At 28.7% G+C, this 16178-nt stretch carries 16 protein-coding genes; 3 read left to right on the top strand and 13 right to left on the bottom strand.

All coding sequences use genetic code 11. The features are described 5' to 3' along the window. Positions 1-7: 7 nt before the first annotated feature. The 6 genes from ACZ5SO_RS07210 to ACZ5SO_RS07185 form a co-directional block, all read right to left on the bottom strand. Complete coding sequence (locus ACZ5SO_RS07210) at positions 8-1492, bottom strand: sugar ABC transporter ATP-binding protein (RefSeq protein WP_464627695.1); 1485 nt, start codon at positions 1490-1492, stop codon at positions 8-10. A gap of 90 nt (positions 1493-1582) precedes the next feature. Then, a complete protein-coding gene (locus ACZ5SO_RS07205; RefSeq protein ID WP_464627694.1) occupies positions 1583-2524 on the bottom strand; it encodes a substrate-binding domain-containing protein in 942 nt (313 codons plus the stop codon). Between the two features lie 97 nt (positions 2525-2621). Beyond that, the gene (locus tag ACZ5SO_RS07200; RefSeq protein WP_464627693.1) at positions 2622-3932 is read right to left on the bottom strand and encodes an ABC transporter substrate-binding protein; all 1311 of its coding nucleotides are present in this window, start codon (positions 3930-3932) and stop codon (positions 2622-2624) included. Between the two features lie 6 nt (positions 3933-3938). Continuing rightward, on the bottom strand, positions 3939-4601 hold the full coding sequence (locus ACZ5SO_RS07195) for a response regulator transcription factor (RefSeq protein WP_464627692.1): 663 nt from the start codon (positions 4599-4601) through the stop codon (positions 3939-3941). Next, positions 4601-5896, bottom strand: coding sequence for a sensor histidine kinase (locus ACZ5SO_RS07190; protein WP_464627691.1), 1296 nt, complete (start codon positions 5894-5896; stop codon positions 4601-4603). The genes ACZ5SO_RS07195 and ACZ5SO_RS07190 overlap by 1 nt, the downstream gene beginning before the upstream one ends. 4 nt (positions 5897-5900) lie before the next feature. Next, complete coding sequence (locus ACZ5SO_RS07185) at positions 5901-6734, bottom strand: substrate-binding domain-containing protein (protein WP_464627690.1); 834 nt, start codon at positions 6732-6734, stop codon at positions 5901-5903. Between the two features lie 504 nt (positions 6735-7238). Here ACZ5SO_RS07185 and ACZ5SO_RS07180 point away from each other — a divergent pair. From ACZ5SO_RS07180 to ACZ5SO_RS07170, 3 genes are read left to right on the top strand one after another with little or no spacing between them, the layout of a single operon-like run. Beyond that, positions 7239-8609 (top strand): AAA family ATPase, encoded by a 1371-nt coding sequence (locus ACZ5SO_RS07180; RefSeq protein WP_464627689.1) that lies wholly within the window; start codon positions 7239-7241, stop codon positions 8607-8609. A 5-nt stretch (positions 8610-8614) separates the two neighbouring features. Beyond that, a complete protein-coding gene (locus ACZ5SO_RS07175) occupies positions 8615-9292 on the top strand; it encodes an RloB domain-containing protein (protein WP_464627688.1) in 678 nt (225 codons plus the stop codon). A gap of 45 nt (positions 9293-9337) precedes the next feature. Further along, the gene (locus ACZ5SO_RS07170; RefSeq protein WP_464627687.1) at positions 9338-9598 is read left to right on the top strand and encodes a hypothetical protein; all 261 of its coding nucleotides are present in this window, start codon (positions 9338-9340) and stop codon (positions 9596-9598) included. 18 nt (positions 9599-9616) lie between these two features. Here the strand turns inward: ACZ5SO_RS07170 and ACZ5SO_RS07165 are convergent, their stop codons facing one another. The 7 genes from ACZ5SO_RS07165 to ACZ5SO_RS07135 form a co-directional block, all read right to left on the bottom strand. Beyond that, a complete protein-coding gene (locus tag ACZ5SO_RS07165) occupies positions 9617-10093 on the bottom strand; it encodes a PIN domain-containing protein (RefSeq protein ID WP_464627838.1) in 477 nt (158 codons plus the stop codon). A 43-nt stretch (positions 10094-10136) separates the two neighbouring features. Beyond that, a complete protein-coding gene (locus ACZ5SO_RS07160; RefSeq protein WP_464627686.1) occupies positions 10137-10886 on the bottom strand; it encodes an ImmA/IrrE family metallo-endopeptidase in 750 nt (249 codons plus the stop codon). Next, complete coding sequence (locus tag ACZ5SO_RS07155) at positions 10886-11227, bottom strand: helix-turn-helix domain-containing protein (RefSeq protein ID WP_464627685.1); 342 nt, start codon at positions 11225-11227, stop codon at positions 10886-10888. The genes ACZ5SO_RS07160 and ACZ5SO_RS07155 overlap by 1 nt, the downstream gene beginning before the upstream one ends. Before the next feature lie 417 nt (positions 11228-11644). Continuing rightward, positions 11645-12931, bottom strand: a complete 1287-nt coding sequence (locus ACZ5SO_RS07150) for a TRAP transporter large permease (protein WP_464627684.1) — start codon at positions 12929-12931, stop codon at positions 11645-11647. Further along, entirely contained in the window at positions 12931-13422 is a 492-nt protein-coding gene (locus ACZ5SO_RS07145; protein WP_464627683.1) for a TRAP transporter small permease, read from the bottom strand. The genes ACZ5SO_RS07150 and ACZ5SO_RS07145 overlap by 1 nt, the downstream gene beginning before the upstream one ends. A 33-nt stretch (positions 13423-13455) precedes the next feature. After that, entirely contained in the window at positions 13456-14484 is a 1029-nt protein-coding gene (locus tag ACZ5SO_RS07140; protein ID WP_464627682.1) for a C4-dicarboxylate TRAP transporter substrate-binding protein, read from the bottom strand. Between the two features lie 36 nt (positions 14485-14520). Continuing rightward, the gene (locus tag ACZ5SO_RS07135; RefSeq protein ID WP_464627681.1) at positions 14521-15543 is read right to left on the bottom strand and encodes a zinc-binding alcohol dehydrogenase family protein; all 1023 of its coding nucleotides are present in this window, start codon (positions 15541-15543) and stop codon (positions 14521-14523) included. Positions 15544-16178: the final 635 nt, after the last annotated feature.

Here is a 16178-nt window from a genome sequence, read left to right as displayed (position 1 = left end):
TTCCTTTTTATTCTGCTGCTAAGTGCATGATATTTTTTTGTGTTAATTCAGTATGATCTAAACATCCTTTAACATGTCCATGTGCAAAGACATAAACTCTATCACTCATGTTAATAATTTCAGGAAGTTCACTAGATATCATAATAATTGATAAGCCTTCTTTTACAAGTTCATTCATAATTGAATAAATTTCGGCCTTTGCACCAACATCAACACCTCGAGTTGGTTCATCTAGAATTAATAGTTTTGGTTTGGTAGCAAGCCATCTACCTATTAGAACTTTTTGTTGATTTCCTCCAGAAAGGTTTCCAACTGTTTGAGTTACTGAAGGTGTTTTTGTGTCCATTAAATCAATATATTTTTGGGTTATTTCACTTTCTTTCTTTTTATTTAATTTTATTCCCTTAATAAATTCACTTAAAACTTCAATTGTTGTATTATATTCAACACTTTGAATAAGGTAGAGTCCTTCTTTTTTCCTGTCTTCTGGAACTAAAGAAATACCATCTCTAATAGCTTGGTGAGCACTTAAATAATGTTTTTTTTCTCCTAAGAATATAATATCCCCACTGTAGTCTTTAGTTAGTCCAAAGAGACATTTAACTGTTTCACTTCTTCCTGCACCGACAAGACCAGCAAAGCCAACGATTTCTCTTTCTTTAACTTCAAATGAGACATCCTTTACCATGTTGTTATCACATAGGTGTTCACATTTTAAAAGGGTTTTACCAGCTTCTAGATAATTTCTTGTATAGTATTTAGATAGTTGTCTTCCAACCATCATATTTATCAATTCTTCTTTTGTGCTTTCTTTAACTATTTTTGTACCAACATATTCACCATCTCGTAAAACAGTAACTCTGTCGCAAATTTCATTTAGCTCACTCATTTTGTGAGAAATATATATAATACCAACACCCTTATTTAATAGAGTTCTCATGATAGAAAATAAAAAATCTACTTCTTTATCTGATATGGAAGAAGTTGGTTCATCCATAACTAAAATTTTTGAATTAAAAGAAATAGCCTTAATAATTTCAACCATTTGCTGTTGGGCAATTGTGAGATTTTTGATAAGAGTTGTAGGTTCAAAGTCAAGGTTATAATCTTCAAGGAGTTTTTTAGCATCATTGTTCATCTTAGTTTTATCAACAATAATACCTTTCATAGGTTCGCGACCTAAGTAAATATTTTCTGCAACAGTCATATAAGGAACTAAAACAAGTTCCTGGTGAATGATTGCAATTCCATTTTGATGAGCTTGAAGAACATTTTGAATATTTACTTTATTGCCTTCTATAAATATTTCGCCTTCATCAGCTGCATAAATTCCCCCAAGTACTTTTATGAGAGTAGATTTTCCAGCACCATTTTCTCCAAGTAGAGCATGGACTTCTCCTCTCTTTAACTCAAAATTAATATCTTTTAAGGCATATACACCGGGAAACTGTTTGTGTACATTTGTCATTTTGAGTAAAACATCAGTATTCATAATTTTTTCCTGTTACTTTTTTTGTTTTGAATAACTAAAGGTTTAAAATACTTAAGGAGTGAAACTCACTCCTTAAGTCAATATTAAAACCTATTGCCAGCCGTCAGTTCCAAAATCATCAACGTTATCAATTGTGATTAAGAATGTAGGAACAGGGTATCTTGCATCAACGCTTTCACCATTTAAGATCTTATACATTAGATCTACAGAAGTTGTTGCAATGTTAATTGGAGATTGTGCACCTGTACCTTCGATTAATGATTCATCGCCTCTTGCAATTTCACTCTTAATGTCAGGAGATCCATCAACACCATAGATTAAACAATCTGTAATACCAGCAGCATTAGCAGCAGCTAAAGCACCAAGAGCTGTAGGGTCGTTACCACCGAAGATAGCAACTACATCTGGGTGTGCTTGTAATAAGTCTTCACTGATACTCATTGATTTTTGTAGGTTACCTTTTGCATCTTGTTGTGCAACAATGTTGAAACCTTTTCCTTCAATAGCAGCTAAGAAACCATTAACTCTGTCTGTAACTGAATTCATTGTAGGAGAATCTAAAACGATAATATCTCCACCTTGTGGTACTTTTTTTACTAGGTCTTCACCACAAACTTTACCAGCATTGTAGTTATCACTACCTGCATAAGTTGCAACATAACTCATATCAGCAACTTCAGTATCGAAGTTAACAATTGGGATGCCTGCATCTTTTAATTGGTCTAAAGCTGGAATAATACCTTCAGCTTCAGCTGGGTTTAAGAAAATACCATCAATACCTTGTGCAATTAAATCTTCAATTTGTTGTATTTGACGAGTAACATCGTTAGCTGGGTCTACAGAAATAAGAGTGTCTCCCTTTGCTTCTACTTCATCTCTAATAGTTTTTTCAATTAAAACAAAGAATGGATTTGATTGGTCCATACATGTAAAACCGAATTTGTAACCTGTTTCTTCTTCAGCTGATCCTTGTGCAAATACACTTGTTAGAACTATAGATGCTAACAATAATGATACAATAACTTTTTTCATCAAAAAGCCTCCTTAATTAATTTATTTAAATTATAAGGCGTATGTGTATGTTAACATCTGTAATTTGTAATTACTTTTTTATGACAAATGTAATATATTAATTATCTAACTTTGATTGGATTATTCTTTGAAGTTTTTTTAGAGCAATGGCAGTATCCATTTCATCATTTATAATATTATCTATTTCTTGTTGAGCTATGGCCATTGCTTCATTGTATTCTTTAAATTTTTGAGGGGAGATACTTTTATCCATGATTGTATATAATAAACTATTATTATATTTCATATCATTTTCACCCATATTTTCTAAAAGAATATCAGCAATGGTATCGCTTTTTGCAACTTTTTTTAAAGGTGAAGCTCCTTGAGAATATTTATATATCTGTTCTTGAATTTTGTAATTGTGAGTGAATGTTTTAAGTAAATCAAAAGCTAAGGATTTGTGCTTAGAATTAACATTTATTGCCATAAGTAGTGATTGCATTTCACTAATATTATCCCCTTGTGGGCCACTTGGCATTGTTGTAAAATCCCATTGATAATCAAGATACTTATTAATTTTATATGGGTAAGCTGTATATGTTCTATATTCAGCAAAGCTAATTGGCATAAATGCAACTTTTCCCTTATCAAAATCAAGTTGGGTAAGTTGTTGGTTATCATTAATAGTATTTATTTTTTGCATGAATTGTACAGCCTCAATAACTCTTTGATCATTAAAGTTAGATGTAGTTCCAATATCGTTGAACAAGGTTACTCCATTTGTATATGTTACATCTAACCAGTTTAAATCACTAACTCCAAAGGTATCTATTTTGTTATCTAAATTTTCATCTTTAGTAATAGCTCTACAAATGTTTAAAAATTCGTCCCAAGTCCAAGTTGAGGAGGGTACTTCAATATTATTGTTTTCTAATAATGTCCTATTTATAGCCATAAGATTGGGATTTACTTCATAAGGAAGGGCATATTGTTTATTTTGATAAGTTCCTGATGAATATGCAGATTCAAAATAATCATCTTTTGAGATAGAGGAATCTTTTTCGATTAATTTTTCAAGATCTAATAAAAGCCCAAGTTCAGCATACTTATTAAAATCTTCATTTAAAATAAAAAACACATCTGGAAGATCTCCCTTAAGAGCTTTTTCACTTAGATAAGAGGAATAATCATCTAACCTTATCCCTGAATAATAATGTACTTTTATATTTGGATGTATTTTCTGAAATTCTTTAATTGCATCATCTATATTTCTATAACTATCTTCTCTTGCAACATTCCAATTACTTCCTGCAAAAATACCAACTTCTAAAGTTATGTCTCTTTGTTTTGTAATTAGTACAGCTATTAACATTGTTGTTATTACTAAAATTAATGGGAGTAAGGTAGTTAAAATCTTTTTTTTCATAAAATATTAAGTCCTATCATAAATTCTTTTCTGCACGGCCCAAATAGCTAATTGGGTTCTGTCTCTTAAATCGAGTTTATCAAGAATTGAACTTAAATAGTTTCTAATAGTTCCTTCAGATAAATTCAATTCATTAGCTATCTCTTTATTAGATAATCCCTTTTCTATTTTGTGTATAATTTTCCATTCACTTGGTGTTATTGTATCAACTATACTTTGATCTATGTCTATCTGTGTGCTAGCATTTGCTAGTTTTGAAAAAAGTTTAACAACCTTTGAAGCTACATCAGGGTTGATCATAGATTGACCACTATATACTGTGTTTATAGCTTTGCATAAGTTGTCTGTAGAGGTGCCTTTCAAAAGGTAACCACTTGCTCCATTTTTTAGAGCGTGAAAAATGTATTCATCATCATCAAAAGTAGTTAATATAATAATTTTTATATCAGGGTACTTTTCTTTTATCATCTTTGTACATTGTACTCCATCAAGTTTGGGCATTCTAATATCCATTAGTACAATGTCTGGCTTTTCATTTTTTATAGATTGAAGAGCTAAGTATCCATTTTCGACAATATCAGTAACTTCAAAGTTGTCTTGAGCATTCAGAACAATCATAAGTGATTCTCTAACTAGTTGTTGGTCATCTGCAATTAATATTTTAATCATTATTTTTTCTCTCCACCTCTCAATGGAACAATAGCTCTGACGGTAAAACCATTGTCATTAATGTAAGAAATAGATCCTTTTATACTTTCTATTCGCTCTTTCATATGACGTGTTCCAAAACCTGGTTTTATTTTTTTACAGCCGATTCCATTATCTTTTATTTCTAAAAAAAGATTATTATTTTTATCTTTTATAAGTTTTATATCTATTTTTGATGCATATCCATGTCTAATTGCGTTGGTAATACTTTCTTGAACAACACGATAGATAGCATTCTCTTCATATTTCTCTAAGTTGAAATCTTTTTCGATAGTATATTTAATATCTATATCAGTTGTTTTGATAGTCCTTTCTATCATTTTGATTATAGAAGTAGCTAAGCTAATATCTTCACTACTATCAGCTCTGAGTGTTGTTACACTTGTTCTAACTTCTTTAATGCCACTTTTAGCAACATTAGATATTACTTCAAGTTTTTCTTTTGTAGCTATAGGATCTTTGTCTAAAGTCGCAAGACATGCATCAACACCAAAAGAGATTGCTGTTAATGAATGGCCAATTGTGTCGTGGATTTCTCTAGCTAATCTGTTTCTCTCTTTAGTTTCTCCCATTTTCTCTTTAATGTCTGCTAGTTGTTTAAGCTCTTCATTTGCCACTGATAATTTTTTATAAAGTGCATTGATCTCATTAATCCTTCCTCTTTGCTCTTGGATAACGAGAGCACAAAATATAATAAAACAAATTAAGTTTAACCCTGTTAAGGTATAGTAAAATGTAAGAATTACTTGTCTAATCTGCTTAGGGTAGTAGTTGATATATGCATTTATGGAAAAGAGATTTACATAAACATCTAAAATTGAAAATGTTGTTAATATGTAAAGAAATACTCCAATACTTATTGCAATATATTTGTTTTTACTCTCGATATAATAAACTACATTAGCTAATACCCAAAGAATGATTCCATTGTAATTAAAATCAACAATTTTCATTAAGATAATTGCAATTGCAGTATCGAATAAAATGGACAGTAGGATGTTTTTCTTATTATTTGGGAATACAAATTGTCTTAAGTAAAACGTTCCAATGAGAGCACTGTTTAAAATAATACCGTAAAATAATAATAGATTAGGTTTGTAGGGAAGTTTCTGCAAATTATTAATAAATGTTCGAGAGTTGTTATCGATGCAAACAAGTTCAGTAGTTGTATTTATTAATATTAATATAAATGATATTGCAAAAATATTAATTCCTAACATGACATATTTAATTTTTCTAATATTTGTATTATCCATATTTCTACTGCCATCCAGTTATATCAAATTTATCAATATTTTCTTTAGTAATTAATTCAACTGGCACATAAATTAAAGGGTCAATCTGTTCATTATTTAAAGCTTTATAAGCAAGCTCTACAGATTGCTCTGCCATTCTAAGTGGGAATTGTGCACTAGTTCCTTCCATATATCCTTTATTAATCATGGCTTTTGCATCAGGAGAGCCATCAATTCCATAAATTAAAATATCATTGTCAATCTTTGCTTTTTGAATTGCAGCAAGGGCTCCTAAAGCGGTTGGATCGTTTCCTCCAACTACAACATCAAATTCACTAGAATCTTCTTTTAAAAATTGTTGCATGCTTACCATAGAATCGTTTAATGTGGAGGAGCTATATCCTCTAAAGATTATCTCATATTTATAGTTGTTCTCATCAAAGGTGTCGAGTAGACCTCTTATCCTTTGGCTAGTTGAATAGATTCCTTCATGATTTATTATAACAATTTTGGGATCAGTTTTCTTCTTCATTATATCTTTTGCTATCTGAACACCAGCTCCATAATTATCGCTTAATATTATAGTTTCAACAAATTGCTTTGCAAAAACATTCGTATCAACGTTGATTATTGGAACACCTCTGTCTCTACATTCTAAAAGGGCAGGGGTAATACTACTCCAATCAACAGGGTTAATAAAAAGTAAATCTACACCTAAATCTAGCATGTCTATAATTTGTTGATTTTGTTTCAACTGACTTTGTGCGGGGTCACGAGTTATTAATGAATCTCCATTAGCATCAATGATTTCTTCCATCTTGGAGTTTAGAGCAATAAAATATTGATTATCCATTGTCATATATGTGGCCCCAAAAGTATAATGTTTTTTTGAATTCTTATATGTGTTAAATAAAAAAATAGTGAAAAAAATTAAAAGAGTTAGGGAAATACAAAATATAATTACAAAAAATCCTTTGTGGTTGTTGTTGTGTTTATCTGTCATATATTTATTACTCCCTACATTTTTTCTATTATTGCACAGTGAGAGAAAATTTCAACAGATAATAAAAAAAAATATGTATTTGTTATGCTTTCAAATTGAAATATATGTTCCGTAATTAATTTTTTAGTTATCATTAAATGTTAGAATGCTTAATTGTATAAGGTAATTGCACTATAATTTATGTTATAAGTGCTATCTATTAAAAATAAAATAATTAAAGAGATTGAAATGAGTAATTAATGAATATGTTTTTAATGTGAAAAAATCACATTAAACTACTTAAAATAAAGTGTAAAGTGTAAAAAATTGTTGACTGTTGTGAAAAATATGATAATATGATAACTATCATAAGAGGTGTATATGTTAATTAGATTTAGAGTTGGGAATTTCTTATCATTTAATGATAATCAAGAATTTTCAATGATAGCCGGTAAAACTAGAAATTATTCAGATCGTTTATACAAAGATGATTCATTAAAATTAATTAAATTTGCAGCGTTTTATGGTGCCAATGCATCAGGTAAGTCTAATTTAATTAAAGCAATTGATTTTGCAAGAGTAACAATTTTACGGGAAATACCATCGAAAAGTATTATTTCCTATTCAAAAATAAATAATGACAATAAAAATAAAAATAGTTATTTCGAATTTGAAATAGAATTAAATGGTAAATATTATGCATATGGATTTGAAATTCTATTAAGTGAACGAGCAATAAAAAAAGAATGGTTATATGAATTATTTTCTAGTAAAGAAGATAAATTAATTTTTGCTAGGGATATTGAAAATAAATCTTATGAAATTTCAGATAAATATTTTAAAACTAAAAAATTATATAATAATTTGATAGTATTTATAGATGTAATTAAAGAAGATAGTTCTGTATTATTTTTACATGATATAAATGAAAAAAAAGTTTCTTTATATAACGAATTTCCTGAAGTTCAAATATTGAAAACAATATATAATTGGTTTTACAAAGATTTAGATGTTAATTATGCTAATCGCCCTTTAAAAGATTCATATAGAAATATTTTTGATGAAAATATTTCTTGTAAAATTCAAAAGTATTTGAATATGTTTGGCATAGGTATAACAAAAGTCGTACCTCATCCTGTATCTAGAGAAGAGATTAAAGAGTCTCTTCCTCAGTTTGTTATAGATGATATAATTGAAGAATTAAAAAAAGATAATAATAAAATCCCTAAAAAGAAGATATTATTAAATTTTTCTCTTAAAGGTTTTTACCTTTTTGAAAAAAATCAAAATGATGAAATTACATATAAGGTCTTGAATTTCAATCATGGTGACGATGATATTGCTTTTTTGCTATCAGAAGAATCCGATGGAACTCAACGTTTAATGGAATTATTATCTGTTTTAATTATAGAAGAAGAAGGAAAAATATTTATTATTGATGAAATAGATAGGTGCTTGCATCCTTTGTTGACTAAAAAATTTATTTCTTCGTTTTTAGAAATAGCTAAGAAGAAAAATATTCAATTAATTGTTACAACTCATGAATCACAGCTAATGGATTTGAATTTATTGAGAAAAGATGAAATTTGGTTAATTAATAAAGACAAATATGGAGAATCGACAATTTATAGTTTAGATGAATTTAATGAACGATTTGATAAAAAAATTGTACGAGCTTATTTAGATGGAAGATATGGTGCTATACCAGAATTTGATAAAAATATAAATTATGGAGAAATTAGTGAGGATTAGTTTTAATGCGAATACAAAGGGTGAAATCTACTTTTGGGGAAAGAAAAAAAGTATTTGAAAATTCTAACCCTCGAAAAAAATATTTTCTTGCCTACGAAGGTGTCAAAACTGAAGTTCAATATTTTAATGGAGTATGTAATCATAAGGAATATTTAAATATATCAGCATCGGTTGAACTTGTTCCTTTATTGAGACATAGTCCTCATATTGGTTGGAGTAATCCGTTAAAAGTATTTGATAGAGTTAATTCATGTTTAAAGCATTTATCAAAAAATGAAAGAAATGTAGATTCTTTTGTGAATGCTATAAGTGATTATTGTTTTAATGAATCAGAAGATTTACAAACTATAGATGAAAGAAATGAATTGTATAAAACTATTTTAAATATTTTTGAAGAAAAATTTAATTTAGGGCCCAATGATAATATAAATTTTTCCGATGATGAAATTATTTCTAAAATAATTCAAATAATGAGTATCCTTTCAAAAAACTTACTTGTTAAGAATATTGAAAATTTTATATACATGCAATGTGAAACTTATGATCAAGAATATGATTGTGTTTGTTTAATAGTTGATAGAGATAAAAAAAGTTTTACAAATAATCAATATGATAAATTAATAAATAGTTGTAAAAAATATAATTATCATTTATATGTGACAAATCCTTGTTTTGAGTTTTAGTTATTATTGCATTTTGATGAATGTTTATCTTTAGACAGAAAAAAGTTGATTGATAATAAAAAAGAATTTAAAATTAAAAATGCTCATGGAGAGATTGAGACAGTAACTTATTGTGAATATAAAATTAGAGAGCTTATGCCTCAATTTAGAAAAAATAACTTATGTTTTGATTTATTAAAAGATAAAGTCATTAAAGCAAAGGCTAATTCATTAAAATTTGAAAATCATTTAATAGAATTAAAATCAAAAGTTGGAACTAATTTAGTATTTTTATTTGATGAAATCGAAACAAATAGTAATATTTAATTGTTTAAAATTAATGATTTAATATTTTAAATATTCTGTAAATGAATTTGATCCGAGCTTTCTTCGATACTTAATCATGTTCTTCCAGATTATATTTCCTTGTTTTTCCGTAATAATTCCTTTTTCTAAAGCTTCTTTTAAAATATCACCAGTAGTCTTATTTTGTAAATTATATTCTTCAATAAATTTTGAAATGTCTTTTAAGTTATTGCTTGCTATAATCCCAGAACTTGTTTTTGCTAAGGCGATGCAAGCCGCTTCCCCATTACCAATAATGCAATGGCCCTTATCAGGATGTTTTGTTAATTTAGCGAAAATTTCATATTCTTCACTTGGTATTTCAATTGTTTTGATAGAAGCAACTTTGAGGTTCACTAATTGATCGATTCGGCTTTTTAAGTGTGGAACACTAGGATTAGATAATTCGTTATAAACTTCTTTCGGTATGATGATACGATTTGGATATAATAAAGCCAATATGCTTTGTTTATCTATCCATAAAAATGCTGAAAGTCAATTAGTATCAAAAAACAAAGGCTCAATCATATATTTCTTCTTCTTCAAAATCACTGCCAAAAACTAAATCTGACCGAAATGCGGTTAATAAAAATTCTTCATATTTACTATTAGATATTAAATTGTCCTCAAGTAATTTATTGGCTATTTTAACATAATAACCATAAGTGCCATATTGTTTGTCTTTAGGTAAGGCTTTATATAGTGAATCATCATATCCTAAATCTCTTGCTGATTTAATAACATTATGTTTATATTGTTCTGCTTCTTTATCTGAGATTACTCCGTCTTGTTGTAACCTAAACAATATTGCCTGTCTACTGACTTTGAAGTATTGCTCTAAATATACAATATCTTTTAGTTGGAGTTTGTTTGTGGAATCAGTTAATATTTTGATTTTTTCAGCTAACGAAACTGCTGGTATCAAGAGATACGATGCAAATTGATCAGCTGTTTTTTCTATATTTGAACTACCACCGATTTGTTTAGAGCAAGCTGATTTGTTGTTAGCTTTATTGAAATATAAATGATAAATTTCATGTGCCATTGAAAATCTTTGTCTTCCAATAGACATAGATGAGTTAATAGCGATAATTGGTGTGTTTGAATTAGTCAAACAGAGTCCACTCATTCTCTCTCCCATTGGGTAAAAGATAATTGAAAGCTTATCTATAGTTTGCATAACAGCTAAAATATCTATTGGACCATTCTGTTCAATACCAAAATCTTTTCTAAAAGTCGCGGCTTTTGTGCTAATTTCTATGTTGTTCATTAAACTTCACTGTCCTTTTTGATATCGGTCATAGATTTTAAATTTAATGCAATTTTATTTATATAACTTATAGTTTCTAAATCTTCTGAAGTAATTCCATTTGTCCTAAATGAAAAGCTAATAGGTTGTGCTGTTAAATTTTCACAAAAAAATGTATTACTTTCAACTCCAAATAAAGATGATATTTTCTCAAGCAAATCTGTTGTTATATTTCGTTGATTTTTTTCAATTTTTGAAATTAAACTTTGATCAACTTTTAAAAAAGTTGCTAACTGCTTTTGTGATATATTACTTTTTTCTCTTAACTTATTGATATTTTTGCCAATATTGTCATAATTCATTATTTTGCTCTCCTCTCTGCATTATAATAATTCTAAATTGTCATAAAGTCAAATGATATTTTATATAAATAAATGACAAAAATTGTTGTATTTTTTTATTATATTAAAATTAATTTGTTGTTTAAGTTTTTATATATCAGTTGTTAGTGATTAATTTAATGTAAATATATTAAATTCTGTCATATAATTTAAAGTTTATTGTATTATATTAATGACTTATTTAATATTAAATTATAAAATTGAACTTTTTGTAATACTGCAAAGACTGCAATAATACCAAATGTGAACTCTCTAGATAATTAAAATGATAGTAAATAAAAGGATTGCATTCTGCAAAAACAGAAAACAATCCGTATAATTTAAAGAGAAATGTCGTTATGAAGGAGTTCATAATAAATAATTCTCTTAAAGCTATTTTTAATAAACTATACTTACTAATCCTGTAGTGAATACTGGTACAAAAGTGAAAAGTAACAAGTCAAATACTAATAAGCCATAGAAGGGTAATGCTTCTTTAATAAAGTCTTTAGTTTTACATTCTGTAATACCACAAGTTACAAACATTAGAGTTCCCATAGGTGGAGAGATAGCTCCAATTGCATTGTTGAAAATATACATCATAGCAAAGTGGATTTCATTAATACCAAAACCTTTTGCTACTGGAGCAAGTAAAGGAACTAGAATAATCATTGAAGCATTTCCTTCAATAAACATACCAACAATTACTAAGAAAATATTAACTATAATTAAGAATAAATATTTGCTATGTATATGTAATACCATCCAATCCGTAAATTGTTGTGGGATTCTCTCTTTTGTTAAAATCCAAGAGAAAACTGTAGCTGCTGCAACAATTAACATAATTGAAGCTGTTGTAGTAACAGTTTCTTTTAGTGCAACTGCAGAATTTTTAGCATTTAACTCTTTGTAACATAGGCCTAAGATAACAGCATATACAATAGCTACTGCTCCAGCTTCTGTTGCTGTAAATATTCCAAGTCTGATTCCACCAATAATTACAATAGGAAGACATAATGGAGCAATTGCAGGAGGTAATACTTTTTTATATTCTTTACTTGTCATTCTTTCAGTTCTAATTGGTTTGTAACCTCTTTTCTTTGAAATTCTAGAAACAAGCATCATCATAGTTGCACATAAGAAAGTACCTACTCCGATTCCAGATACAAATAATTTACCAATTGAAACATTTGCAATAACGCCATAAATAATCATCGCTATTCCGGGTGGAATTAAAGGTGTTATCATACTAGACATAGCTGTAACTACAGTTGAAAAAGATTTAGAGAATCCATTTTCTTCCATTTCAGGAACTAACATTTTAGCTTCCATCGCAGCATCTGCTAAGTTTGATCCAGATAGGCCTCCCATTAATGTTGAGAGAAGAACATTTACTTGAGCTAAGCCACCACTTAGTCTACCTGTAGCAACTGAAGCAAAATTCATAATTCTTTTTGTAACACCAGTATAATTCATAAAGGTACCGGCACTAACAAAGAATGGGATAGCAAGCAAGGAAATGCTTTCTGTTCCAGTAATCATTTGTTGAGCAAAAACTACTGGGTTGATTCCTGGTTTTAAAAGGAAATAAACTAATGAGCCTCCAAGAATTGAAACAAAAACTGGAACTTTAAAGAATAATAGTAGCAGTAATGTTACAGCACATAAAATAATAATAAAAGTCATTATGCTATCTCCTTTACTTTTTTATCTGATACGTATTTTGTTAAGAAATAACTGATGAGCATATCAATACATGATAGAGGTGCTATTGCATAAATTAGCCAATATGGAATTTCTAACATTGAAGTTGAACGTCCACTTCTCAAAAATAACTTAACAAAACCAACACTTTGATATAGTAAATAACCTAGGACAATTAAAACGATAGCATCTATAAAATATTCAACTACCTTTTGTATTTTACTTGGCATAGCGTCTACAACTATTTCAATAGCTACATGGTTGTGTGTTCTAAATGCAATTCCTGCTGCTCCGAAAACTATCCATACCATACAAAATAATTGTACTTCTTCTAACCACGTAAAAGGTTTACCTACTACATATCTCATCAAAACTCCCATGGTGGTTAAGATTACCAAAACCACCAGGGAGATAGCAGAAATATAGAGATCAAGGTTTTTCAATACCTTAAATACTTTATTTTCACCACTCATTCTTTTTTGCCCCTTTAGAACTATATTATTAATTTAGTTAGCACCCATTGCTTCACGAACTGTTTCATATAAACCTTCAGACCAACCAAATTCATCACCATGCTCGTAGAAAGCTTGAGCTGCTTCTTTAAATTCAGCTGTCATTTCGTCTGTCATTTCAGTTACGATAACACCTTCATCAATCATCTTTTGTAAATATTCAGCTTGGCTTGCAGCTTGAAGTTCATTATTATAAACACCAGCTTCTTTACCTGTACTAATTAATAATTCTTGTTGTTCAGGAGTTAATGAATTAAATAAGTCTGCTGACATTACCCAAGTTGTGAAGTTTTTAACGTGACCATCAAGTAGTAGATAGTGTGCAACTTCATGTAATTTTCTACCATACAATGTTGATAGTGGATTTTCAGCTCCATCAATAGTTTTTGTTTGTAGAGCTTGGTAAACATCACCTAAACTCATACCTGTTGAAGTAGCTCCTAAAACATCCATACCAATACTTTGGATTTGGTTAGAAGGTACACGAATTTTCATACCTTTTAAATCTTCTAATGATTTAACAGGATCAACTGTTAAAGTATCTCTTTGGCCATATACCCAGTTTGAAGTAATAATTTTCAAACCTTTATCTTCTAATTTTTCACTTTGAGTTTTATACCAATCGCTATCAACTAATTGCCAACATTGATCCCAGTTATCAAATAAGAAAGGACCAAATACAATACCGAAATCTTTTACACCATAATCAGCGTAGAAAGCACCGTCTGCTAGTGTTACAACAGGTTCACCTAAAAGCATTGAGTCAATTAATTTACTTTTTGAACCAAGTTGGCTATCAGGGAATAATTCAATAACTAAAGATCCATCACCTTTTTCAGCAACAAGTGATTGCCACTTTTCAAGAGCTTGACCGATAGGTTCTGACATTGAATTTTCAAAACCAATTTGAATTGTTACAGGATTAGCAGATGAAGAACCAGCTTCTTCTGAACTACCGCTTGCGAATAATGATGTTGCTAATAAACCACATAAAATGATTAGTGCACATGTTCTTTTTTTCATTTTAAACTCCTCAGTGTTTATAAAATTAATTTTTTTTTATTTAGTAAAGTCGATCATGACTTTAAGCATTTGACCTTGATTGTTACTAAAATCTGCAAAAGCAGTAGCAACATCATCAAATTTATAGATATTAGTAACAACTTCTTTTAAAGGAACAGAACCTGATTTAACTAAATCTATTAATTCTAAGAAATCGCTTTTTAGAGCATTTCTTGAACCGTGAACATTTAATTCTTTTTGTTGTATTCTTGTAAAATTGAAATCTAAATTTTTCTTACCAACACCAATTAATACAACTGTGCCACCAAAACAAGCAGCATCTATACAATTTTGGAAAGTAGATGGTAGACCAACAGCTTCAATAACTACATCGAATCCATTTTTATTTGTTATTTCATTCACTTGTTTGATAAAATCCTCAGGTGAAGTATTTAGTATAACACCATCAACACCAAATGATTTTGCCTTATCAAGTTTATCTAAAGAAATATCAGCTATATAAACATTAGCACCTTTTGCCTTAGCTGAAAGGGCAGCTAATACACCAATGGTGCCAGCACCAATAACTAATACATTATCACCTTGTTTAACTTTTCCTCTCTTAACTCCATGGTAACTTATACAAAAAGGTTCAATAGCTGCAAGTTCAATTGGATCTAAACCTTTTCCATCATAAACCCTTTCAATTGGCATAGAAACATATTGAGCAAAAGCTCCATCTCTTTGGCAACCTAAAGTTTGATTGTGTTCACATGCATTAACAATGCCTTTTTGGCAAGAATAACATGTATTATCATTAAAGTAAGGGTTACAAGTTACAATCATCCCTTTTTTTAAACCTTTATCATTCTCATCAATATCAACAATCTCTGCTGAAAATTCATGACCTGGAATTCTAGGATAATCAAAATATGCAAATGAACCTCTGTATGAACCTAAATCACTTCCACAGATTCCACCATATAATATTTTAAGTAGAACTTCACCTTCTTTTCTCTTAGGCATGTCAATGTCTTTAATTTCTATTTCCCCAGGATTGTTTATATAAACTGCTCTCATTAGAAAAAAACTCCGATATATTTATTATAATTTATCTTGTTGTATACAACAAAGTATATTTCATATACTAACATGGATATGAAATCTGTCAACAAAAATTTTTATAAATTTTTAAAGTTTTTTTTTGATCAATTTTTTTTATAAAAAGGTTGGTAAAAATCATGTAAATTTTATAAATTTAAAAATAATATTGAAAATAAATTTTACACAAAAAAGTAAAAGTGTAGATTCTTTACTTTTGTTTCTTATATTAATACAAATAGATGGTTAAGAAGTTGGAATAGGAAAATTAATTGCATAGTCATATATTATTTGGATATTTATGCATTTAAGCCTGTGAATTTAAATTATATAAAATATGAATATATATTAAAATATTTACCGTTTATCTCAATTTAAAGACAAAAAGTTATTAAATTATAGGGTTTCTTTATATTTTAATCTAAAATTAAGCAAAAAAAACAGTTCAAAGTGAAAGTAAAATAAAAAAATGATTAACCCTTATTATTCTGATAAAGATAAAATTACTTAACATAAATGAGTTAAAAACTACTTAGCTTAGATAATATTAAAATAGGCTTTGTCATATATGTAAATAAATGATATATTATTATCTATATATTTTTAAATTTATA

Source organism: Pleomorphochaeta naphthae (assembly GCF_055396005.1).
Note: the sequence above shows the minus strand (reverse complement) of the source record. Positions and strands in the feature narration are given on the sequence as shown.